The sequence below is a fragment of the Algoriphagus aquatilis genome, from assembly GCF_042657405.1.
Classification (GTDB): Bacteria; Bacteroidota; Bacteroidia; order Cytophagales; family Cyclobacteriaceae; genus Algoriphagus; species Algoriphagus aquatilis.
Window position 1 is genome coordinate 71,707 of sequence record NZ_JBHSKS010000008.1, and the last position, 24,109, is coordinate 95,815.

Annotated in this window: 22 protein-coding genes; 8 read left to right on the plus strand and 14 right to left on the minus strand. The window is 41.9% G+C overall.

Translation table 11 applies throughout. The annotated features are described in order from the left end of the window. The first annotated feature begins 81 nt into the window (after nucleotides 1-81). Nucleotides 82-1,704: an adenine deaminase gene (ade, locus tag ACFPIK_RS11355; RefSeq protein WP_377915299.1), complete on the plus strand. Its 1,623-nt coding sequence runs from the start codon at nucleotides 82-84 to the stop codon at nucleotides 1,702-1,704. Nucleotides 1,705-1,742: 38 nt separating this feature from the next. On the opposite strand, the gene ACFPIK_RS11360 is transcribed toward ade, so the two are convergent. The 11 genes from ACFPIK_RS11360 to ACFPIK_RS11410 form a co-directional block, all read right to left on the minus strand. Continuing rightward, on the minus strand, nucleotides 1,743-3,323 hold the full coding sequence (locus tag ACFPIK_RS11360; RefSeq protein WP_377915301.1) for a peptide chain release factor 3: 1,581 nt from the start codon (nucleotides 3,321-3,323) through the stop codon (nucleotides 1,743-1,745). A 172-nt stretch (nucleotides 3,324-3,495) separates the two neighbouring features. Beyond that, entirely contained in the window at nucleotides 3,496-4,731 is a 1,236-nt protein-coding gene (locus ACFPIK_RS11365; protein WP_187175390.1) for a sensor histidine kinase, read from the minus strand. A 176-nt stretch (nucleotides 4,732-4,907) separates the two neighbouring features. After that, nucleotides 4,908-6,218, minus strand: a complete 1,311-nt coding sequence (locus ACFPIK_RS11370) for an ABC transporter permease (RefSeq protein WP_377915303.1) — start codon at nucleotides 6,216-6,218, stop codon at nucleotides 4,908-4,910. Then, nucleotides 6,211-7,107 (minus strand): ABC transporter ATP-binding protein, encoded by an 897-nt coding sequence (locus ACFPIK_RS11375; RefSeq protein WP_377915305.1) that lies wholly within the window; start codon nucleotides 7,105-7,107, stop codon nucleotides 6,211-6,213. The genes ACFPIK_RS11370 and ACFPIK_RS11375 overlap by 8 nt, the downstream gene beginning before the upstream one ends. A 5-nt stretch (nucleotides 7,108-7,112) precedes the next feature. Then, nucleotides 7,113-7,997 carry a hypothetical protein gene (locus tag ACFPIK_RS11380; protein ID WP_377915307.1) on the minus strand — a complete coding sequence of 295 codons (885 nt, stop codon included), beginning with the start codon at nucleotides 7,995-7,997 and terminating at the stop codon, nucleotides 7,113-7,115. 80 nt (nucleotides 7,998-8,077) lie between these two features. Continuing rightward, nucleotides 8,078-9,181, minus strand: coding sequence for a molecular chaperone DnaJ (dnaJ, locus tag ACFPIK_RS11385; protein ID WP_377915309.1), 1,104 nt, complete (start codon nucleotides 9,179-9,181; stop codon nucleotides 8,078-8,080). 6 nt (nucleotides 9,182-9,187) lie between these two features. Continuing rightward, nucleotides 9,188-9,742, minus strand: a complete 555-nt coding sequence (locus ACFPIK_RS11390; RefSeq protein ID WP_377915311.1) for a nucleotide exchange factor GrpE — start codon at nucleotides 9,740-9,742, stop codon at nucleotides 9,188-9,190. Nucleotides 9,743-9,816: 74 nt separating this feature from the next. Then, a complete protein-coding gene (obgE, locus tag ACFPIK_RS11395) occupies nucleotides 9,817-10,809 on the minus strand; it encodes a GTPase ObgE (RefSeq protein WP_377915313.1) in 993 nt (330 codons plus the stop codon). Nucleotides 10,810-10,885: 76 nt separating this feature from the next. Next, nucleotides 10,886-11,458 carry an adenylate kinase gene (locus tag ACFPIK_RS11400; RefSeq protein ID WP_377915315.1) on the minus strand — a complete coding sequence of 191 codons (573 nt, stop codon included), beginning with the start codon at nucleotides 11,456-11,458 and terminating at the stop codon, nucleotides 10,886-10,888. Nucleotides 11,459-11,473: 15 nt separating this feature from the next. After that, complete coding sequence (gene hpt / locus ACFPIK_RS11405) at nucleotides 11,474-12,016, minus strand: hypoxanthine phosphoribosyltransferase (RefSeq protein ID WP_377915317.1); 543 nt, start codon at nucleotides 12,014-12,016, stop codon at nucleotides 11,474-11,476. A gap of 9 nt (nucleotides 12,017-12,025) precedes the next feature. Further along, complete coding sequence (locus ACFPIK_RS11410; protein WP_377915318.1) at nucleotides 12,026-12,943, minus strand: M20/M25/M40 family metallo-hydrolase; 918 nt, start codon at nucleotides 12,941-12,943, stop codon at nucleotides 12,026-12,028. Between the two features lie 162 nt (nucleotides 12,944-13,105). Here ACFPIK_RS11410 and ACFPIK_RS11415 point away from each other — a divergent pair, with 162 nt between their 5' ends. From ACFPIK_RS11415 to ACFPIK_RS11435, 5 genes are all read left to right on the plus strand, one after another. Next, on the plus strand, nucleotides 13,106-14,386 hold the full coding sequence (locus tag ACFPIK_RS11415; protein WP_377915320.1) for an OmpA family protein: 1,281 nt from the start codon (nucleotides 13,106-13,108) through the stop codon (nucleotides 14,384-14,386). Between the two features lie 113 nt (nucleotides 14,387-14,499). Then, a complete protein-coding gene (locus ACFPIK_RS11420; RefSeq protein WP_377915322.1) occupies nucleotides 14,500-15,789 on the plus strand; it encodes an OmpA family protein in 1,290 nt (429 codons plus the stop codon). 49 nt (nucleotides 15,790-15,838) lie between these two features. Further along, entirely contained in the window at nucleotides 15,839-16,480 is a 642-nt protein-coding gene (gene upp / locus ACFPIK_RS11425) for a uracil phosphoribosyltransferase (protein WP_377915324.1), read from the plus strand. A 5-nt stretch (nucleotides 16,481-16,485) separates the two neighbouring features. Further along, nucleotides 16,486-17,427, plus strand: a complete 942-nt coding sequence (locus ACFPIK_RS11430) for a calcium/sodium antiporter (protein WP_377915326.1) — start codon at nucleotides 16,486-16,488, stop codon at nucleotides 17,425-17,427. After that, the gene (locus ACFPIK_RS11435; RefSeq protein WP_377915328.1) at nucleotides 17,424-17,882 is read left to right on the plus strand and encodes a hypothetical protein; all 459 of its coding nucleotides are present in this window, start codon (nucleotides 17,424-17,426) and stop codon (nucleotides 17,880-17,882) included. Before ACFPIK_RS11430 ends, ACFPIK_RS11435 begins: the two co-directional genes overlap by 4 nt. Here the strand turns inward: ACFPIK_RS11435 and sdaAA are convergent. After that, nucleotides 17,871-18,779: an L-serine ammonia-lyase, iron-sulfur-dependent, subunit alpha gene (gene sdaAA, locus ACFPIK_RS11440; protein ID WP_377915330.1), complete on the minus strand. Its 909-nt coding sequence runs from the start codon at nucleotides 18,777-18,779 to the stop codon at nucleotides 17,871-17,873. The genes ACFPIK_RS11435 and sdaAA overlap by 12 nt on opposite strands. A 56-nt stretch (nucleotides 18,780-18,835) precedes the next feature. Then, nucleotides 18,836-19,240, minus strand: coding sequence for an OsmC family protein (locus tag ACFPIK_RS11445; RefSeq protein WP_377915332.1), 405 nt, complete (start codon nucleotides 19,238-19,240; stop codon nucleotides 18,836-18,838). Between the two features lie 71 nt (nucleotides 19,241-19,311). On the opposite strand from ACFPIK_RS11445, the gene ACFPIK_RS11450 reads away from it, so the two are divergent. Together ACFPIK_RS11450 and lipA are read left to right on the plus strand one after the other, a co-directional pair. Then, a complete protein-coding gene (locus tag ACFPIK_RS11450; RefSeq protein ID WP_377915334.1) occupies nucleotides 19,312-20,040 on the plus strand; it encodes a hypothetical protein in 729 nt (242 codons plus the stop codon). A gap of 59 nt (nucleotides 20,041-20,099) precedes the next feature. Further along, nucleotides 20,100-20,978: a lipoyl synthase gene (gene lipA / locus ACFPIK_RS11455; RefSeq protein ID WP_377915336.1), complete on the plus strand. Its 879-nt coding sequence runs from the start codon at nucleotides 20,100-20,102 to the stop codon at nucleotides 20,976-20,978. A 75-nt stretch (nucleotides 20,979-21,053) separates the two neighbouring features. On the opposite strand, the gene gcvP is transcribed toward lipA, so the two are convergent. After that, the gene (gene gcvP / locus ACFPIK_RS11460) at nucleotides 21,054-23,948 is read right to left on the minus strand and encodes an aminomethyl-transferring glycine dehydrogenase (RefSeq protein WP_377915338.1); all 2,895 of its coding nucleotides are present in this window, start codon (nucleotides 23,946-23,948) and stop codon (nucleotides 21,054-21,056) included. Nucleotides 23,949-24,109 lie beyond the last annotated feature (161 nt).

Here is a 24,109-nt window from a genome sequence, read left to right on the forward strand (position 1 = left end):
TTTAATCTTAAACCATCCCGAAAGCCTCCCTCCACTGGGAGTAAATAGTCTTGAAATTCACTGATTTTTATCAATCCACCCATGAATATACTAGCCAACTTAGTAGACATCCCTAGCAAAAAGATTTACCCCGCCAAAGTGACTGTGGTGGAAGGAAGAATCGCTCAAATCCAAGAAATCCAACCCGATAAAGAGCTCCCTTTTTTAATGCCGGGATTTATCGATGCCCACGTTCACGTGGAGTCTTCCATGCTGGTTCCTTCGGAATTTGCCCGCCTTGCGGTGGTGCAAGGAACGGTCGCCACGATCTCAGACCCCCACGAGATCGCCAATGTCTGCGGCATGCAAGGCGTAGAATACATGATCGAAAACGGCAAACAGGTGCCCTTCCACTTTTTTTTCGGCGCGCCTTCCTGCGTACCGGCCACTCCTTTTGAAACCGCTGGAGGAGAAATCAATGCAGCAGATATAGAAAATCTGATGGCTCGACCCGAGATTCTTTACTTGGCCGAAATGATGAACTGGCCGGGAACTGTCAATCGGGATCCTATAGTCATGGAAAAAATCCGGATTGCTCAGAAATATACCAAACCGATCGATGGACACGCGCCCGGCCTGATGGAGGAACTGGCAGAAAAATATGTATCCGCAGGGCCAAGCACGGATCACGAATGCTTTACCTATGCCGAAGCCTTGGGCAAAATCAAGCTCGGGATGAAAATCTCCATTCGGGAAGGTTCGGCCGCCAAAAACTTTGAAGCCCTCATTGATTTGATTGATGAGTATCCGGAGATGATCATGTTTTGCTCCGACGACAAGCATCCCGACAATCTGGCCATCAGTCATATCAATGAACTCGCCGCCCGAGCAATTGCCAAGGGAAAAGACGTGTTTGACGTGCTGAGAGCAGCCTGCCTCAATCCCATTGCTCACTATTCCTTACCGGTAGGTCAAGTCCGGGAAGGGGATCCTGCTGATTTTATTTTGGTAAAAGATCTGGAACAGTTTGAGGTCCTTACCACCTATATCAAAGGACAAAAAGTAGCCGAAAACGGAAAGACGCTGATTCCCCGAGTCAACAATAAGGTGATCAATAATTTCAATACCTCGCTGAAAAAACCGGAAGATTTTCAACTCTACGCCTCCGGCACAAAAGTAAGGGTAATCGAAGCTCTCGACGGGCAACTGATTACGCCTGAGATCGAGGGGGAAATTTTGATCCGGGATGGCTTTGCGGAATCCAATTCAGAAAAAGACATTCTGAAAATCACCGTGGTCAACCGCTATCAGGACGCTCCTCCTGCGGTAGCTTTTATCAAAAACTTTGGATTAAAAACCGGAGCCATTGCTTCTTCAGTCGGACATGATTCTCATAATATCATTGCCGTGGGAATCGATGACGTCTCTATCTGCAGAGCGGTGAATCTCCTGATCAAAGCAAAAGGCGGGATTTCGGCAGTTTCGGAAAAAAAAGAGGAAGTGCTCGCGCTACCTGTAGGAGGGATCATGTCACCGGAAGACGGCTATCAGGTGGCAGAAGCCTATACCCGAATCGACCGGATGGCCAAGGAAATGGGTTCTAGCCTGAATTCCCCCTTCATGACCCTGAGCTTTATGGCCTTGCTGGTGATTCCGGATTTGAAATTGAGTGATAAAGGTTTGTTTGATGGGAAGAGATTTGAGTTTGCGGAGGTGTTTTTTTGAAAAAACCCTCCAAAAGATTAAATCTGGAGGGTTTTCTGTTAAAACTCCGAAGTAAAGTGAAACTCGATCTCAGGGTAATTGTCCTGAACCATTTGTAGCCAAGACTTGGACTCCGCCATAAAGACCAGCTTATCGTCCTTGTCCCGGGCAATGTAGCGATTCTTGGACCGGACAAATTCATCCAGTTGCTTTTTGTCGGTACAGCTGATCCAGCAGGCCTTGTACAGGTTCATCGGATGAAACTCCACGGTGGCGTTGTATTCGTTTTTCAATCGGAATTGGATCACTTCAAACTGAAGTTGACCCACTGTACCGACTACTTTCCGCTGTCCCATTTCGAAGGTGAACAGCTGTGCCACACCCTCCTCCATCAATTGCTTCAGGCCTTTTTCCAATTGTTTGGTCTTCATCGCGTCCTTGTTGACCACTTCTCGGAAGATCTCCGGAGAAAAGCTCGGAATTCCCGTGAAGACCATGTTTTCGCCCTCAGTCAGGGTATCTCCAATTTTTAGATTTCCGGTATCGTAAAGGCCAACGATATCACCCGGAAATGCTTCATCGATGATTTCCTTGTCTTGAGCCATAAACTGGGTCACGTTAGAAAAGCGTAGCGGCTTCGGTCCACGGACATGATTGTAAGGCTTGTTTCGCTCAAATTTGCCTGAGCAGATTCGTAAGAAGGCGATGCGGTTTCGGTGATTCGGATCCATATTGGCATGAATCTTAAAGACAAAGCCGGAAAATTTGGATTCCTCAGGCTTGACTTCACGCATATCGGTATCCCGACTCTTTGGAGTGGGGGCGATTTTGATGAAGGTGTCGAGCATTTCATTGACCCCGAAGTTATTTACTGCTGAACCGAAAAAGACAGGGGCGATTTTCCCTTCTAGATACTCATTCACATCAAAATCAGGGTACACTCCCTCGATCAGATCCACATCTTCCCGGAGCTGAGCTGCATTTCCCGGACCGATCAAGGCATCCAACTGCGGGTCATCCAAATTTTCGAATACCTGACGGTCGTCGCTGAGTTTGCGCTGGGAGGGAGTAAACAAGTTTAGTTTCTTCTCATAAAGGTTATAAACCCCTTTGAAGCCTTTTCCCATCCCGATTGGCCAGGAAAGCGGACGAACTTTGATATTCAATTTTTCCTCTACTTCGTCAAGCAAATCGTATGGATCACGACCTTCCCGATCAAGTTTGTTGATAAAGCAAATCACAGGAGTATTGCGCATGCGGCAGACCTCCATGAGCTTTTCGGTCTGGATCTCGACCCCTTTCACGCAGTCGATGACCATGATAACGGAATCCACAGCAGTCAAGGTACGGTAGGTATCTTCAGCAAAGTCCTGGTGACCCGGGGTATCGAGTAGGTTGATTTTGACATCCTTGTATTCAAAACCCATGACCGAAGTTGCCACGGAAATACCCCGTTGCTTTTCGATTTCCATCCAGTCGGATTTGGTGGCGGTATCGATTTTGTTGGACTTGACGGCACCCGCGGTCTGGATCGCACCACCAAAAAGGAGCAACTTTTCAGTCAACGTGGTCTTTCCCGCATCCGGGTGGGCAATAATGGCAAACGTTCTCCGTTTTTTGATTTCCTCGGTCAAACTCATGGGTAGTAAAATTCAGGGGGCAAAGGTAAGGAAAATGGATTTACGATTTTTGAATTACGATTTACGATATCAAACCGAACCTCAACCCTGATTTTCAAAGGCTCAAACTTGTGGGTAAAAGGTTGAAGTCCAGTTTCCCGTCGTAAATCGTAATTCTGCCTTCGTAAATTCGCTAATATTCCAAAATCCCCTCGGTAATAAACTGCGAAGCATCCTCCAGATTGCCCAATAGCATAATCCGGAAGGTGGTGCCTTTGCCAACTTCAGAGTTTTTGACAAAAATCTTCCCCCCGTGGTAGCCTTCTACGATGCGTTTGGCTAATGTCAAGCCCAAGCCCCAACCCCGCTGACGGGTGGAAAAACCGGGGTTGAATACTTTTCGAAAGTTCTTTTTCTCGATTCCTTTCCCAGTATCGGTGATATCTACGATCACATATTTGTCGCTGTCCTGAAGGATGTCGATGGTAATCGTGCCTTTCCCCTTCATGGCATCGACTGCATTTTTGCAGATATTTTCGACCACCCATTCAAAGAGCGGCTTGTTCATCATGGCATCCAAATCCTTGGAATCTGAATTGATAAACATATCCACCTTGGTTGAAATTCTCGGTCGCAAGTAGGTGATGGTTTCTTCGATGACTTGGTACAGATTTTCAGGCTGAATGACTGGTTTACTCCCGATACTGCTAAATCGTTCGGTCACCATGCGGAGCTTGACCACATCTTTGTCCATCTCCTGGATGATTTCCTTGTTTTCTTCCCACACGGGAGAATTTCTCAAGTAATCAATCCAGGCCATCAGGGAAGCGATTGGCGTCCCGAGTTGATGGGCTGTCTCTTTGGTCAACCCAGCCCAAACGCGGTTTTGCTCGGCAATTTTACTTTGATTGAAAAGTGCATAGGCCAAAGCTCCAAAAAGTAAAATCACAGCAAGCTGGATGTAGGGATAATAGCGAAGATTGGTGAGTAGCTCAGAATTGCGATAAAAAACCCGAATATCGGCTTCCTGAAGGTAGATGGGTTCGTATTCCTCCTGCATCTCGAGCAGTTCCCGATCCAGAGTTTTAGCAGAATCCGCCTGATTGGCATTCTTTTTAAACTTGATATTTCGAAATTCAATCGGCTCTCCGGATGCATCCACCATGATGATGGGGATGGAATAATTTTGCTGGATAATTTCCTGATTGATAAACGTGAGATTTTCAGAGGTGGTAGCAGCGTACTCCAGGGCTGAGGACAAAAGATGAATCTGTCGCCTTTCCCTCTCTCTTAGTTCATCCACCAATAGATTGGTGTACCAAATCGACCCCGAACCAATCAGAATGGACACCAAAAAAACCAGCCATTTGACCTGTTTTTTGTTTTGATAAAAGTCGATCGAGGTCAGATCCTGAAACCTATTTTTCATCCGCGAAGGGGTGTGCTTACTGAGTAAGTAACTCCAGACTAATAAGATTTAGTATACCGAATAGATGTTTTGAAGAGCGATACATTTATTCAGACCTAAGAAAATTAGACCAAATAGCTTTGGAAAAAAAATGTCGCCGAAAAATCTACTTTTTAAATCCAAAATGTTCTATCCAATCATTGGCTGGATCTGATCCATTTCCACAGGATTTTATAGGTCGGTTTGGTGCCATGCATCAAAATTCCGATTCTGTAAATTTTACCTGCCAACCAAGTGGTAAACAGAAATCCAAGAATCAATAAACCTATGGACAAGGTCAATTCCCAAAATGGAACTCCATAACTGATACGTCCCATCATCGCAATGGGAGATGTCAATGGAATGACAGAAAGCCAAAAAGAAGTAGTGGAATTAGGTTCTTGAAGCACAAAAACAAACAAGCCCATGTAGGCCACAATCAGCGGAATAGTAATGGGAAACATAAACTGCTGCGCATCCGAAGGCGCATCGACTGCAGAACCCACAGCCGCAAACAAGGCTCCATACAATAGGTAACCTCCCAGAAAATAAATGATAAAACTGACCACGATTGCCACAAAATCAATCCCCTGGATGACCATCAGAATACCTGCGAGTTCACTGCTGTCAGGTGTGGCTTGTGCCATCTCCGGACTGGCAAGTTCCATCGCCTGCTGCTGAGGCATCTGCATGCCTAAGACTCCCGTCACCAGAGTAGTCAGCGTTCCGATCAAAACCACCCAAATCAGAAACTGCGTCAATCCCACCGCGCCTATTCCCACGATTTTGCCCATCATCAACTGAAAGGGCTTCAAGGAAGAGACCAAAATTTCTACAATCCGACTGGATTTCTCTTCAATTACGCCTTGCATAATCTGATTTCCGTAGACAAAAATGAAAATGTAAATCAGAATACCGGCTAAAAATCCAATTGCATAATTGACCGTAGCATCATTTATTTTTTCCTCACCCGATTCTCCCAAAGTGACCGATTGGATTGCTACTTGGGTACGGATTTCCTTTAATACAGATGGGTCAATCCCTTTTTCGTAAAGCCGTTGATCTTCTATTTTCCGTTTGAGTGAAGATTCAAGGTAGCTCATCAAACTCATGCTCGGGTTCTCTATCCCAAAAAATTGAATCCCTCTTGGATTGGATATTTCCATCTTGGGGATGTATAAAAATCCATAACGCTCGCCCTCCTGAACCATTTTTTTGGCTTCTTCCGGATCCTTTACTGAGGAGGTAAAAGCGTATTGCTCGGAACTTTCCATGAAAAATAAATCCGTCTCATCGATTACTTCGATGATTCTAAGTGATTGATTTTCTTTTTCCGAAAGTGCTATCCAAACAAAAATTCCCATGATTGCCGGGAAAATAAGTGGGGTCAGAAGGGTGGCAATCAAAAAGGACTTCTTTTTTACCCTTGCCAAATATTCCCTTTGGATGACCAAGAAAATCTTATTCATAGCTTGCGGCTTTTACTTGGTGAATAAAAATCTCTTCCATAGTAGGCACTCTTTCCAAAAATTCCACGACGTCTCCATACTCCATCAATTCTTTGAGCAGCTGATTGGGTGATCGGCCTTGCAGAGGTATGGAGAAATTAAAGACACCGTAGTTTTCATTTAATATTTTCCATTCCTGCGGCAAATCCCGTGAAAGGTTGGTCAGAGAAACTGAAAATTCTTGGGGTCTAAAACTATTCTTAACTTCTCGGATGGTTCCATCAAGTATTTTTCTTGACTTATGAATCATGGCCACGTGATCGCAGAGTAACTCGACCGATTCCATTCGGTGAGTGCTGAGAATCACGGTTGTTCCCTTGGCCTTCAATTCAAGGATTTCATTTTTAATAATCTCAGCATTGACCGGGTCAAAACCGGAAAAAGGTTCATCCAAAATCAGTAGTTTGGGTTCATGGATTACAGTTGAAATAAACTGAACCTTCTGAGCCATTCCTTTGGATAAATCTTCGATTTTTTTGTCTCTCCAGCTGCCAATTTCAAGCTTTTCAAGCCAGTTTTTCACTTTTTGCTTAGACTCTATGGACTGCAATCCTTTAAGTCTGGAGAAATAGATTAATTGATCCCACACGGTCATCTTTTTATAGAGTCCTCGTTCCTCGGGTAAATAGCCAATTTTTCGGATATCATTCGGTGAAAGGATTTTGCCATCAATCTCTACTGTTCCGCTGTCTTGCTCAATTATTTGGTTGATGATTCGGATTAGAGTTGTCTTTCCTGCACCATTGGGACCTAACAGTCCAAAAATTACACCTTCTGGCACCAATAAACTTACTTCGGTGAGGGCACGGTGATGTTCGTATGATTTATTGAGATTTGATATGCTGAGCATAGCTCTTATTCTACGGTAACTGAACCTACTCCTACATCCAAGACCAGTTCCAAAAGTCGGGGATCAGAAGAATTATATCCTTTGGTAACAAATGTTTCTCTATCTAAAGCTTTAAGGTACTTAGGTAGAGAAGTACGACACATCGGGGTAGTCTTCATCTTGATTTTAACAGGATTGGTCTCAGGAGGAAGTTTCAAAAAAATAGTACCTCCTCCTACTGCTGCAATGACTTGACAGCCAGCCGGCATTCCTTCACTAAAATTGAGGTCAATATTTCCATAATTGACTTCGAGAATAATCTTTTTTGAGTTAGTAAAATTGGCATTTTGGAGCTCAACAGAACCCATATTTAAAGTTACCAGAAGAGTATCCATTTGGACTTGGTTGGGGGACTCCGATCCATACCTTATGGTCACATCTGCGCTTGCACTTTTAACCTTAAAATTCGAAATGGGCAGTTGGGATAAGTCAAAGTCTGCTTTCCCCATTCCTAAGTTGAAATCTAGGTCATACAGGTAGTTGGATACCAATCCTAAGTCCCAAGAGTGCTCAAAGTCCGACTCTGAAAAAAAGAGCTTGGAGGTAATTGTCTTACCAAGATTATCGGACTCTATATTTTTATGGATGAGCGAAGCCTTTACTGAATTCTTTTGAAAGGAATATTTGAAATCAGGCAGGATATTGGATTTTGCCAGATGTCCATGAATATAAAGTAAGTCTTGTGATTTAATCCGCTTTAGCTGTGTCGTACTTTTATAGGAGGTAAATTCGAGTTGGACAAGGTCAACATCGGTTCTGCCATCAATTTTATACTCTTTTACAAATTGCGCCTCGGAAGGGTAACCCAACCCAATGGATAAAAATAGACTCAGACACAATTTTTTCAGCATACGGTAGAGTTACGGGTCGAACCTCAAAAGGTTTTTTAAAAATAAAAAAAAAGCCAGAATCAAATCTGGCTTGTGATAAATTAGAAGAACTCCTTCATCTTATCGAAAAAGGATTTATCCTGCTTTCCTGGATCAGGTTTAAAATTTTCCGAATTTTTCAACCCTTCCAAGATGGCACGTTCCTCTCTAGACAGTTGGGTAGGAGTCCAGACATTCACCATGATCAATTGGTCTCCTCTGCTGTATCCATTGATGTCTTTGATTCCTTTGCCTTTAAGTCTTAGCATTTTCCCGCTTTGAGTTCCAGGATCAATCTTGATCTTCACCTTTCCGTCGATCGTTGGGACTTCAACAGAATCTCCCAAGGCAGCTTGAATGAAAGATATGTGTAAATCATAAATGACATTATTTCCTTCTCTTTGGAAAACCCCCTCTTCAGCTTCTTCTATTACTATAAGGAGATCTCCCGGAATTCCACCTGGGATTTCATTTCCTTTACCCGACATGCTGAGTTGCATTCCCTCACCCACACCACCAGGGATGTTGATGGATATTACTTCCTCCTTAATAACGAGTCCTCGAGAATCGGCATCTGCAGGCTTTTTATCAACAATCTGTCCAGCACCACCACAAACTGTACAAGTGCTGGCAGAAACCATCTGACCCAGCATGGTATTTACTACCTTTTTGACTTGACCAGAACCTTGGCAGGCTGAACAATTTTTGAAAGTAACTCCTGGGGCAACTACGTGTCTTTTTACCTTGATTTTCTTTTCGACACCATTGGCGATTTCCTGCAGGTTTAGCTTCAGCTTTACTCTCAGGTTAGTTCCTTTCTTAGTTCTTCGGCCGCCACCGCCACCAAAGAAAGATCCAAATCCGCCGCCTCCAAAAATATCTCCAAACTGTGAGAAGATATCTTCCATATTCATCCCTCCTCCACCGAAGCCACCATTACCTCCTAGTCCTTGATGACCATATTGGTCATACCTGGCCTTTTTTTCAGGATTACTAAGGACCTCATAGGCCTCTGCCGCTTCTTTAAATTTGTCCTCAGCTTCAGGATTATCCGGATTTTTATCCGGGTGATATTGAATGGCAAGTTTGCGGTACGCTTTTTTTATTTCGTCTGCACTTGCTGATTTGGATACGCCGAGTACTTCGTAATAATCTCTTTTTGCCATGTTATTTTAAGCTCCGGTGACCACCTTAGCGAATCTTACTACTTTATCTCCAAGGGAGTAACCCTTTTCTACTACGTCAATCACTGCACCTTTCATCTCTTCGTTTGGTGCAGGAATCTGGGTAATCGCTTCCTGGGTATCAGGATTGAAGGGCTTACCTACTAAATCTTCCATCGCTTTCAATCCTTTTGAATCAAGAACTCTGACCAATTTATGATAGATGAGTTGATTTCCTTCCTTTATTTTGGCTGAATCCGACTCATTGTCAGAAGCTTTAATTGATCTTTCAAAATCATCTACTACAGGAATCAGATCCTTCAATACTTCTTCAGAAGCAGTTTTGATCAGTTCAATCCGCTCTTTTGCCGTGCGCTTTCTGAAGTTCTCAAAATCAGAATACAGCCTGAGGTACTTCTCTTTCAGTTCGGCAATTTCAGCTTCCAGCTTGGCTTCCTGACTTTCTTCCAAAGGAGTAGTTTGTTCATTCAAATGAGCTTCTGGGGAGGCCTTCTCTTCGGTAGCATGGTTTATTTCCTGATCTAGTTGGTCTTTATTTTCCATAGTTCTTTTACTGGTTGAATAGATGGCATTTAGCAATGACTTTGCCAAGGCTTTAATGCTGACAAAGTGACATTTTAAGAATGGATTGCCTGCCAAATCAAATCCTTAAGTTTTTCAAGGTTGTATTGACTTACCGAAGAAATGAACACGTAAGGAATATCTTTTGGAATTTCTTGTTCCATTTCATTGATAAGGTCTTCGTCCAACATATCAGATTTGGAAATAGCAAGGATTCTTTTTTTATCAAGCAGCTCAGGGTTATATTTTCCGAGCTCACCCAAAAGTATACGGTATTGGTCCTTCAAATCCGGGGCATCAGCAGGAATTAAGAATAGAAGGATTGAATTTCTTTCGATATGTCTCAAAAATCTAATCCCCAACCCTTTCCCTTCCGCCGCTCCTTCAATAATTCCTGGTATATCTGCCATCACAAAAGACTTATCATCTCTGTAGCTGACCACACCTAGATTAGGCACCAACGTGGTAAAAGGATAATCCCCTATTTCAGGTCTTGCGGCAGAAATTGAGGAAAGTAAAGTTGATTTACCTGCATTGGGAAATCCAACCAACCCTACATCAGCCAAAAGTTTTAGCTCGAGAATAATCCATTCCTCAATTCCTGGCTCGCCTGGTTGAGCAAAGTGCGGTGCCTGATTGGTGGCAGTTTTAAAATGATCATTTCCCAGACCTCCTCTACCACCTCTGGTGAGTACTACTTCTTGCCCATCTTGGGTAATTTCAAATCTCTTCTCACCGGTTTCTGCGTCTTTAGCCACAGTGCCTAGAGGAACTTCCAATATGGCATCTCTCCCATCTGCCCCTGTCCTCTTACCACCTTCACCTCCTTTACCAGAATCAGCAATCACGTGCTTCTTATACTTAAGATGAAGCAGTGTCCAGAGCTGCGAATTTCCTCGGAGAATAATATGACCGCCTCGCCCCCCGTCACCTCCGTCGGGACCACCTTTAGGCACATGTTTTTCCCTTCGGAAATGCACCGAACCTGCGCCTCCTGCCCCAGATCGGGAGCAAAATTTCACATAATCGATAAAGTTTGAATCAGCCATGGTCAAAGAAACAAAAAGGCTAAGCCCGAGAGCCTAGCCAAGTCTTGGAATATCAAAATTACGAAATCAATGGGAATCAATAGCTATCAATTACTTTGGAGATCTGCCCAAAAATCTCATCAATCTTGCCTACACCATTGATATTCTGAAATTTACCTTGCTTTTCATAATATTCTGCTACAGGGAGTGTCTCTGCAAGGTAAACTTTGATCCGGGTATTGATTTTTTCTTCATCCTGGTCGTCTGCCCTTCCAGAGGTCTTCCCCCTTTCTTTGATCCTTTCTTTCAAAATATCCTGAGGCACGTCTAGTGCGATCATTCCTGAAATTTTCATTTCTAATCCTGAAAGCATTTCATCCAACGCATTAGCCTGAGCTGTGGTACGAGGGAATCCATCGAAAATAAATCCTTTTGTCTCTTTTGTAGAGCTGATTTTATCCTCCACCATTTTGATTACGACCTCGTCTGGGACAAGATGCCCTTGATCCATATAACCCTTAGCTAGTTTTCCCAATGAGGTCCCTTCACCAAGGTGCTTTCTAAAAAGATCTCCTGTAGATAGATGAGTCAAACCATATTTTGCAATGATATTTTCACTTTGAGTACCCTTACCTGCGCCTGGAGGGCCGAAAAGAACGATATTAAGCATTATCTGTAGCGTCAATTATTTAGTAGTACTGAGTTGATAGATGTCAGGAAAATTTCTTCCTAAACCATCATAGTCTAGGCCGTAGCCGACGACAAATTTATTGGGAATTTCAAAACCCACATAATCCAAAGGATAATTAAACCTGAATGCATCTTTTTTGAATAGTAAAGTTGCAATGGCTAGGCGTTTAGGATTTTTCTTTGAGAGCTCAGAAAGAAGGAAATTCATACTAATTCCAGTATCCACAATATCCTCTACCACAATCACATTTTTATTGAAAATGTCAGTAGTGAGCCCCATCACAGTTTTTACCTTTTCGGTAGTTGATGTGCCTTGGTAGGACGAAATCCTTAAAAATTCACAATGAACAGACAAGTTGATTTTCCTTACTAAGTCTGCCATAAAGACAAATGAACCGTTAAGAATCCCCAATAGGATTACTTCTTCTCCATCGAAATCCTCTTTGATTTTCAACCCAATTTCAGTAATCCTTGAGTTAATCTGACTATCAGAAAGATAGATTTCAAAATCCTTCTCTTTCAATTTGATTTTTTTCATAAGTACAACCTACAAACGTTCCAAAAGGTATTTATACATCGAAACCATCGATTCAAGATCTTTCAAGGAAACCTTTTCGTGAGGAGTATGAACATGATCTTCCGCGGCTCCGATAAAGCACCAATCAATTGCATACGGGGAATGCTGAATTTCCCTCCCATCACTTCCACCAAACGCTTCTACCTCTAATTGAAAAGGAATTCCACTTAGCTCAGCTAGATTGATTATTTTATCTAAAAATTTTTTCCGTGGAACAAACTTGTCTCTTATAGAAATTACCACACCCTCATGGTGTACCACACCTTCCGTAATCCAAGTTATATCGGAAATTAACGCTTGTTTAATTGGTGAAGTTTTTTGAATGAAATCAATCAGAAAAGGCATACTTCCGCCTCCATGTTCTTCATAAGTTGAAAAAATCACCCACCCATCCTCAATTTCTTCACAAAGCTTTACCGCATTATAAACCCCTAGCCTGTTATCCAAATAGGCGGCTTGGATGAAATCTTTATCAATCCTAATATCTTGAGCAAAAGATAATCGAGTACCTCTTTCAATTTTTCTTGGGAAATCGTGAAATAAACCATTCTCATCACCTTTTAATGTGCAGTAAATTTCTCCAAACCTATCAAACCCAAACAGCTTAGCACCTTCAATAATCTCGGGACCTCCTATCTCCACTAATTGATTTTCATACCTAACCATAAAACCAATTGTATCAATATGCGCAAAAACTGCAGTTCTTGGATTACCAAATTTCAAAAGGATACAATCATGAAAATTATCTCCAGAATATACTTTTGGTAAAACCTTCCAGGTTTGCATCCGTTTCTGAATGTACCTGAGAAGGTAATCCGTCATATCACTTTCATCTCCTGAAGTTGATTGGATGTGAAGAATTTCGAAGAGCAGATCAGTATTTGGCATTATATATGTTCGATATGAATCCTAGAATTTCGATATCTCGGTATAATTTAAGATATTGAGTTGCCAATTAAATAAAAGGCCTAGATTTGCAGTAAATTAAAAGTTTATAAATTTGTAATTACATCTATCAATCACTTAAATCCTGAACAAAAATTTTTTGTCATGAAAAAATTTATACTCTCAACCCTTATGGCTGGCACATTGGCACTAGTTTCCAATGCCCAGGAATTCAACAAATGGTCAATCGAAGCCACCGCTGGATTCAACAAACCGATGGCTCCATTGACTGGAGGTTACCTTTCTCCAACACTAAACATTGGACACGTTGACTTCGGAGTCAGATACATGTTTAATGAAAAGTTTGGAGCGAAACTGGATTATGGTTTCGGATCCTTCAAAGAAGTAGAAGGTAATAGCCCAAGTTTCGACACCAAGTACAATAGATTAAACCTTCAAGGTGTCGCCAACATTGGCAGAATTATGAATTTTGAGTCCTTCTCAAGAAAATTCAATTTGTTGATGCACGGTGGAGCAGGAATAGGCCTTGTAAATCCTGAAGAAAACAGATTCAATGATTTCGATGATAAGGTTTATACTTTAATCTTCGGCATCACACCACAGATTAAACTAAGTGAAAAAGTTGCATTGGTTGGTGATATTTCTACCATCTTAAACGGAAGACAAACCGTTACTTTCGACGGCGCAACAGCGATAAGACCTGACATTTCAAATGGATTCTATGGTGCTAACGGTACTTGGTGGACAGGTACATTGGGGTTGAACATTTACCTAGGAAAACAAGCTCAGCATGCTGATTGGTATATTGCTGCAGATAAATACGCTACCAAAGAAGAATTGGCAAGCCAAATTAATGGTATAAAGGACATGCTTAAGGATTCTGACGGTGACGGTGTTCCTGATTACCTTGACAAAGAACCAAATACCCCAGCAGGAGCAAGAGTAAGTTCTTCTGGTACAACACTTGACTCAGATGGTGATGGCACCCCAGACCATACTGATAAATGTCCATTCCAACCTGGACCTGCATCTTCAAATGGTTGTCCTCCAGCAGAAGTTGAAAGGCAAGAAGTGGATTATTTAAAGAAAGCAATCAACGATGGTTACGTGAACGTGTATTATGCTTTTGATAGTGACAAACCACTCGGATACTCTGTAAGTGCCGCCAACTACGTTTCAAATTTCTTGAAAAGAAATCCTGGAGTAAAAGTTGAAATTAAAGGTTATGCGGACGAATTAGGCCCTGAAGATTATAACATTAAATTATCTGAAAGAAGAGCAAAAGCTGTTTACGACTTATTGGTTGCATCTGGAATTGATTCTTCAAGACTTACCTTCAAAGGGTATGGCGAAGACACTTCAGTTGATAAATCTTCAGCTGATGCTAGACAAATGGCAAGAAGGGCAAGTTTCGAAGTGAAATAATCTTCTCTTCAAAGTTTATCGAAGCCCATCCAAATAGGATGGGCTTTTTTGTGCTACACCAAATTGATTCTTTACCTTTGGGATATCATTTAACTCAAATACTTTCGACTACCATGAAAAAGTACTTATCACTTATTCTATTCTTTGCAGTAATAACCCCAATACTTGCCCAGAATGAATTCAACAAATGGTCTGTTGAAGTCGCAGGAGGATTCAATAAACCAATGGGGCCTCTTACCCCTGGTTATTTTTCACCAACATTGAATATTGGTCATGCTGATTTTGGTGTCAGAAAAATGTTTAATGAGAAATATGGACTGAGTGTAGGTCTTGGGATTGGTCAATTTAATGAAGCTAAAGGAACGAAAGAGTTTTCAACCAACTACCAAAACTTTACAGTAAATGGCGTAATCAACTGGGGTAGGGTTATGAATTTTGAATCATTTGCCAAAAAATTCACCATTCTTTCTGAAACTGGTTTTGGATTTGGAAGTTTGAAGCAAGAATCCAGATTGATAAATGATTTTGACCCTGACTATGTGTATAGTTTTACAGGAAAGTTAAGAGCCTTGTATCTTTTAAGTGACAAGATTAGTCTAAGTGGAAGTATTTCTACTACGGTAAATGGTCGTCAACGATTAACATTTGACGGAAATGAATTTAATCAAAATGGCCGACCTTTTGACCCCGAAATTCCATTTATACATGCTACCGGAACCTGGTGGACTGGTACTATAGGCTTGAATTTCTACCTGGGAAAAGCCCAGCAGCACGCTGACTGGTACATTGCATCCGATAAATATGCAACCAAGCTGGAGTTGGAAGAAGCTGTAACTGGAGTTAAAGAAATGCTCAAAGATTCCGACGGTGACGGGGTAGCTGATTATTTGGATAAAGAGCCTAATACACCTGCTGGATCTAGAGTAAATTCACAAGGTGTTACACAAGATTCTGACCAAGACGGCACTCCTGACCATTTGGATAAATGTCCTTTTGTGCCAGGTCCAACTTCTACAGCAGGTTGTCCAGTAGTACAAGAGATTTCGGAGGTGGATTATCTTAAAAAAGCAATTAATGATGGATATGTGAATGTGTTTTATTCATTTGACAGCCATACCCCACTTCCTTATTCTATTAGTGCTGCTAACTACATTTCCAATTTTCTAAAAAGAAATCCGGGATCAAAGGTGGAAATCAAAGGCTATGCAGATGAATTAGGCCCAGAAGACTATAATATCAAACTTTCAGAAAAAAGGGCTAAGGCTGTCTACAACTTATTGATTGAATCAGGTATTGATGCGTCTAGGCTTACTTTCAAAGGTTATGGGGAAGATACATCTGTAGATAAATCATCTCAAGATGCTCGGCAACTAGCACGAAGGGCAAGCTTTGAAATCAAATAATGAATTTTGAAAACCCGGCTTTGCCGGGTTTTTCTTTTAATTTTGAGATATGTACATCCTTTCGAAACAGCCAAGCATTGCTAATCAGTTTATTGCTGAATTGCGAAGTATCCAAATCCAAAAGGATCGAATGAGGTTTAGAAAAAACCTTGAGCGCCTTGGAGAAATCCTCGCTTATGAGATTTCAAAATCAATGGAATACGATATCATCGAACTTGAAACTCCATTAGCAATTACCAAGGTGGAAGTACCTAAACAACAACCCGTAATTATTTCAGTACTTCGGGCTTCATTACCCTTTTACCAAGGCTTTTTAAACTTTTTTGATAAGGCTGAAAGTGGGTTTATTGGGGCTTACAGAGAAGAAAAAGGAGACGAAATTTCAATTAATCTTGGTTATCATGCCAGTCCTGACCTCACAGGCAAGGAAATAATTATTGCGGATCCCATGTTAGCTACAGGTAAATCAATTATCAAGTCTATCAATACTCTTTTAAATCACGGCCTACCCAAATTCATCCATATCGCTTCTGCGTTTGGTGCGCCAGAGGGTGTTGAATACATAACAAATACTTTAAAAACACCACATAAGATCTGGTTAGGAGCCCTTGATGAAAGACTAAATTCTCAATCATACATACTACCCGGCCTAGGAGATGCAGGTGATCTAGCCTTTGGAGAAAAATTATAAACTCCATGTTCCCTTACTTCTTATTGGCCCTTGGCCTGCTTATAGTATTGCTCGGTGGAAAATTACTTGTGGACGGAGCATCTTCCATTGCCTTAAAACTTGGCCTAAGCTCTGGCTTGATTGGACTCACGGTAGTCGCATTTGGAACATCTGCACCGGAATTACTTGTAAGTATTAACGCAGCGATTAAAGGCAACAGTGATATTTCCATTGGAAATGTAGTAGGTTCAAATATTGCAAACATTGCTCTCGTATTGGGTTTAAGCGGATTATTTTACCCCATTGCAATAAGTAAAACTCATTTGAGGTTTGATTACCTCTTAATGTTAATTGTAACCTTCCTCTTTTTTTTCATTAGTACAGATCAAATTATCACATTTTGGGAGGGGGTGATTTTAATTTGCGGATTTATCCTTCTAAATGTTTATCTGTTCAGAAATCTGGGGAAAAGTCCACAACCAGAAAATGAACTGATCGAAGAAAATCTGGAGGAAATCAAAAAGTACAATTTACCAATATCCATACTACTTTTTCTTTTTGGAATAATTGGTCTCTATTTTGGGTCTGAGATGCTCGTAAATAATGCAGTTTTAATTTCAAAGCAATTTGGAGTGTCGGAACGAATAATTGGGATAACGATTATTGCAATTGGAACCAGTTTGCCTGAACTGATCACTTCAATTATTGCCGCATTATCAAAAAGAACGGATTTGGCTTTAGGCAATATTCTAGGCAGTAACATCATGAATATACTTTCCATCATTGGGATAACTGCTTTGATCAAGCCAATTGGGGTATCAGAAGAGTTCATCAAAGCTGATTACCTATGGATGATAGGGATTTCGATTCTTTTATTTCCGCTAATGAGAACAAAAATGAGGGTTTCAAAGCTTGAAGGGACGGTTCTTCTATTTTCCTATTTCATTTATTTATATTTTCTGATATGACTGATTCCTTTATCACCTTTATTGGAATCTACATTTTAACCCTTTTCAAATTTATTGCGGGGCCAGTTTTAGGTTTTGCAGCAGGATATCCCCCATTAGAAATCATTATTGTCACAGTTCTAGGAATGATGTCCAGTGTCACGGTATTTACTTTTCTAGGAACAAAACTTAAAAAAATCTACCAATCAAAATTTGGTAAGTCTGGCAAAATATTTTCAAAAAAAAACCGCAAAATCGTATCTATATGGAGTAAGTATGGTGAGTTGGGAATTGCTTTCCTCACACCAATCCTACTTACTCCAATCGGAGGCACATTAATCTTAGTTTCCTTTGGGACGAAGAAGCGAAAAATATTCTCTTACATGTTAATAAGTGGCATTGTCTGGGCAGTGTTTTTTAGTTTTTCAATAGACTGGATTCTATCCTTTCCTTTCATAAAGGACTTACTCGGGTAATTTTTCGTCTGGTAAAATTTCGATATCCTGAATCAAAACGCGGTTTGAAATCTCTTGTCCTGTAAGGGTTGCGGCTAGTCCCCCCATTGCAGTTTCCTTATATCGACTTTCCATTGATGCTCCAATTTCTCCCATGGCCTCGATACACTCATCTACAGGTATTACAGCACTCACATTGGAAAGTGCAATCTGTGCAGAGCTAAAAGCTATGGCAGCTGCACTTGCATTTCTTACCACACAAGGGACTTCTACCAAGCCAGCCACAGGATCACAAACCAATCCCAGCATGCATTGAATAGTTATTGCTACTGCATTAAACACTTGATCCACATTTCCTCCAAGTGCATATACTATTGCACCGGAAGCCATCGCAGCAGCTGAACCTGTCTCTGCCTGACATCCTCCTACCGCACCAGCCAAACTTGCCTTTTCTTCAATAATCAACGCAATTCCAGCTCCTACCAGAAGTCCTTCCAAAATGACTGAATCCTCCAAGTGATGAATTTCTTGAAGTGTCACCATGGTACCAGGGAGGATACCAGAGGCTCCAGCAGTAGGTGCTGCCACCACTCTTCCCATACAAGAATTCACCTCTTTTGCTGCTAAAGCCCTCGAAATCAATCTTTGAAATTCTGGAGAAAGGACTGTAAGAGGGTTATTGTAAACCTTTTTTGCTCCATTATTTATCATTCCAGACCTAGAAGTCATATCTTCTTCTAAACCCGCCTTCACGGCATCCTTCATCACCTGATATGCATGACCAAGTCCATCCCAAATTCTTTCCTCTGAGGAATTTTTTTGCTCTACTTCATACTCAATGACTGACTGAACCAAGGATTTTTTATGCTCTTCACAGTATTTTTTCCATCCAGCGAAGCTTTCAAAAAGGTAACACATGTCTATTTGGGTTTATACAGTTTAACTCTTTACTCTTTTCCCTCACATGAGAAGGCTCAAAAATCAAAGTTGACAGTCTGTGTGATAGCCGGATCCAAACTTAGTGCTACAGGACAAGTTCGGGCTGCGTTTTTAATTTTTTGAAGAAAAGCCGTGTCCTGAGCTGGATTTGTCCACGTAAAATTCACCACTACTTCCTGGATCTTGCGAGGACTGGATTGCATAATTTTAGTTATTTCCCAAGAAAGCCCGTCCAAAGAAACTCCTTCCCGGTCAGCAATAATCCCCATGATCGTCACCATACATGACCCGAGAGCTGCACAAACCAAATCTGTTGGAGAAAAGGCTTCCCCTTTTCCGTTATTATCAACCGGTGCATCAGTTATGATCAAATTACCAGACTGAATATGCATGGCTTCTGTTCTTAAATTGCCTAAATACGAACTTTTTATAGTGGGCATAAACTCTTACTTTTAAAATGCAGTTAAATACTTTGTAATCAAAAATAGGGCAATATTTTCGACCAATTCGAATGAGCAAGCTGAATTTCACCTTTCTGTTTCTTTTATTTTTCACATGCCATGCTGCATTTTCTCAGCGGGATGACATTGGGAATTATGAATATGACAAAGAGTACTTGTTTGGTTTAAACAAGAATACTAATGGAGGCCTGATTGGAGGCATTGCCTTCAAATTAGGTACTCGAATTGACGACTCTCAATTTTCTTTTTGGGGAATAGAACTTTCCAATGTGAAAAATCAAAAAGAAGCACGATATAATACGGTCCTTGGTAACAGTTACATTTTTGGAAAGTCAAATTACCTCTATGCCATTCGCCCTCATTATGGCAGAGAAATTATACTGTTTAAAAAAGCACCAAATCAAGGAGTGCAAGTTTCAGCCTTAGCCGCTGCAGGGCCTACACTTGGGTTGATTGCTCCCTATTTTATTGAATATGCACTTAACCGTGTAGAAACCGTGGTTGAACAATATGATCCTGAAAAACATCAAAGCAGATTCAATATACTTGGTACTGGAAGACTTTTTCAAGGAATAGGTCAATCGCAAATGGCCTTTGGGGCTATGGCTAAAGCTGCACTTCACTTTGAATTTGGGGTATTCAAAAGTAGCGTGACCGGATTGGAACTTGGCTACATGGTGGAAGGTTACAACAAGGAAATTCCACTCATTCCAACCACAGAAAATGCCCAATTATTCCAGTCTGCTTATTTCACCTTTTTCTACGGATTTAGAAAATAAGCCAATTGGGTTTTGAATAGGTCTGGATTACCTTTGTGCCAAATCTCTATCTCTCTAAGATGATCGAATTACCTGTTATATCCGAGGAAGCCACCAAGCGCAAAAAACCTGATTGGCTCCGCGTCAAACTTCCCGTAGGGAAAGAATATGCAAAAGTCAGAAAGTTAGTAGACGAGCATAAACTTCATACCATCTGCGAAAGTGGCAATTGCCCGAATATGGGCGAATGCTGGGGTGCTGGAACAGCTACTTTTATGATTCTGGGAAATGTCTGTACCCGATCTTGCTCCTTTTGCGCAGTAGCAACAGGACGACCCAATGAATACGATACTGACGAACCAAGACGCGTGGCTGAAGCTATCAAATTGATGGGGGTCAAACATGCTGTAATCACCTCGGTAAACCGGGATGAACTGAAAGACCGAGGCGCTGAGATTTGGTATCAGACTGTAGTGCTTACCAAAGGAATGTCACCTTCCACCACCATAGAAACCCTAATCCCTGATGTAAAAAGCAACTGGGATGCGCTCTATCGAATGATAGAGGGGGGACAAGAAGTGGTATCTCACAACATGGAAACCGTTGGTAGACTTTACAGAATGGTAAGGCCTCAGGCTAAGTATGAGCGATCTTTGGAACAAATCAAACTGACCAAAGCATATGGCAAACGCACCAAAACTGGAATTATGCTTGGCCTTGGAGAGTCCAAAGACGAAGTCTATAAAGCAATGGACGACTTAGCAGCGCATGGCTGTGACATCCTGACTTTAGGCCAATACCTCCAACCAACCAAAATGCACATTGAAGTAGCTGAATTTATTCATCCGGATCTTTTCGCTCACTACAAAGAAGAAGGACTGAAAAGAGGGCTGAAATATGTGGAATCGGGACCTTTGGTAAGATCATCCTACCATGCCGAGCGACACGTCCATGTGTGATACAACCCAAAAAGCTATAAACTAAAAAAGGGCTTCCATTTCTGGAAGCCCTTTTTTGATCAAGTACGAGATGACTTAAGCCATCTCGTTTTCTTTTGCATATTCTTCAACAGGAATACAGCTACATACCAAGTTTCTGTCACCAAAAGCAGAATCAATTCTTCTTACACTTGGCCAGAATTTACCTTCTTTCACATAGGCAATAGGGAATACTGCTTTCTCTCTTGAGTAAGGCAGATTCCAGTCACCCGTCAAAACCATGGTGGCGGTATGTGGTGCATTTTTCAAAACATTTTCCACTTTATCAGCTTTTCCTTCTTCGATTTCCTTGATCTCAGCACGGATCGAAATCATCGCATCGCAAAACTTATCCAATTCAGCTTTAGTTTCAGATTCGGTAGGCTCGATCATCAAAGTGCCAGCCACAGGGAAAGATACTGTTGGCGCGTGATAACCATAGTCCATCAATCGTTTTGCAATATCTTCTACCTCTACTCCTACTTCTTTGAATGCACGGCAATCCAAGATCATCTCGTGCGCGGCACGGCCTTGAGATCCGGTGTAAAGGATAGAATAATGGCCGTTAAGTCTTTCTTTGATGTAGTTGGCGTTCAAAATCGCCATTTTGGTTGCATTTGTCAATCCATCCCCACCCATCATAGAGATGTAAGCATAAGAAATCGGAAGAATGCTGGCGCTTCCGTAAGGGGCAGATGAAATGGAAGAAACTGCATGCTCTCCGCCTGTTTTCACTACAGGGTTTCCAGGTAGGAAAGGTGCCAAATGACTAGCCACGCAAATCGGCCCCATACCAGGTCCACCACCTCCGTGAGGAATACAGAAAGTCTTGTGCAAGTTCAAGTGACAAACGTCGGCACCAATTCTTCCCGGGGAGGTCAAACCTACCTGAGCGTTCATATTTGCCCCATCCATATACACTTGGCCTCCATATTGATGGATCGTAGCACAGATTTCTTGAATGGCTTCTTCAAACACCCCGTGCGTAGAAGGATAAGTTACCATCAAGCAAGACAAATCATCCGCATGTTCTGCAGCTCTTGCTTTCAAGTCTTCTACATCAATATTTCCTTTTTCATCACACTTCACCAAGACCACTTTCATGCCTGCCATTACTGCAGATGCAGGGTTGGTACCGTGCGCTGAGGTTGGGATCAAAGCTACATTTCTATGACCTTCGCCACGGTTCATGTGATAAGCTCTGATCACCATTAGACCGGCATACTCACCCTGAGCACCAGAGTTTGGCTGAAGAGAGGTATCGGCAAAACCTGTAATCTCAGTCAACCATGTTCTCAGGTTAGTGAAAAGCTCCTGATACCCTTCTGTCTGGTCGATGGGTGCAAATGGGTGCAATTGACCAAATTCAGGCCAAGTCACCGGAATCATCTCTGCAGTCGCGTTAAGCTTCATCGTACAAGAACCCAAAGAGATCATGGAGTGAACCAAAGAAAGATCTTTTGCCTCGAGACGCTTGATATAGCGGAGCATTTCGTGCTCACTGTGGTAATTGTTGAAGACCGGATGCGTCAGATATTCTGACTTTCTCAGCAATGCTTCAGGCAACTCTAGATTTAGGTCATCCGCCAAAGCATGAACGTCAGGAGTTGTTTTTCCAGTTGCTTTCGCAAATACGGTAATCACTTCTGCTGCATCTTCCACAGTCTTTGCCTCATCAAAAGAGACAAAAATGGCACCCTCTTCATATCTGAAGTTCATCTCAGCCGCAAGTGCAGATGCTTGAACTTTCTTTTGCAACCCACCATCTACACTTACTTTGATTGTGTCAAAATAAGTTTTAGAAGAAACTTCAAGACCCATTTGGGTCAAAGCATTAGCTGTAAGTTTGGCAAGGCCGTGAGTTCTCAGAGCAATATTTTTCAAACCCTTTGGACCGTGATAGACCGCATAGAAGCTAGACATCACAGCCAAAAGCACCTGGGCAGTACAAATATTGGAGGTTGCCTTTTCACGCTTGATGTGTTGCTCTCGGGTCTGAAGCGCCATTCGGTAGGCTTTGTTTCCAGCTCGGTCGATAGACACACCAATGATTCTACCTGGGATTTGACGCTTAAATTCGTCTTTCGTTGCAAAAAACGCCGAGTGCGGTCCACCATAGCCCATCGGTACTCCAAAACGCTGGGCAGATCCTACCACTACGTCAGCACCCATTTCTCCCGGAGGAGTCAATAGGGTCAAAGCCAATAGATCTGAAGCAAAAGCAGTCAAAACTTTATTATCCTTTGCTGCGGCAACAATGGCTGAATAGTCAGCTACTTCACCGTCTGCATTCGGATACTGGAACATCACCCCGTAAAGCTCAGGATCAGTCAAATCCAAGGCAGAAAGCGGTCCAAAGACCAGTTCAATTCCAATAGGCTCCGCACGGGTGACAAGCAAGGCTTTAGTCTGAGGAAATACCTTTTCGTCTACAAAATACTTGTTGGCATTCTTTTTCTCTCTAGGCTTCACTGCGTGGAGCATAGTCATTGCTTCAGCAGCTGCGGTACCTTCATCGAGCAAAGATGCATTGGCCAACTCCATCCCGGTCAATTCCATCACCACAGTCTGGAAATTGATCAACGCTTCCAAACGACCCTGTGCAATTTCAGCCTGATAAGGGGTGTAGGCTGTATACCATCCCGGATTTTCGAGTACATTTCTCAGCACTACGCCAGGAACGATCGTGTCATAGTATCCCATCCCAATGTAGGACTTGAATACCTTATTTTTGGAGGCAAGCTTTTTGAAATTTTTCAAAAACTCTGACTCTAACTGAGCAGCCGGAAGGTTAAGCGGGCGCTCCAATTGAATAGAGGTGGGAACGGTTTGATTGATTAATTCCTCCAAGGAAGAGGCGCTGATTTTCTCCAACATCTCCGCGATTTCCGCCTCTGTCGGGCCATTGTGTCTGCTCTCAAATTTGACAGCATTAGAAAGATTGATCTGCATAAAGAACGCTTAGAAGTATGATCTATTTGGGTTTGGAATCCACCTGATTTTACGTGCGCAAAGGTAAGATTTCCTGAAGGAAAAGTCTTTGGGCTCATTCAATTATTTACCTCCTTAACACCAGAATTGACAGGCGGTTTTTTTGAGGGTTAAAAATTTGG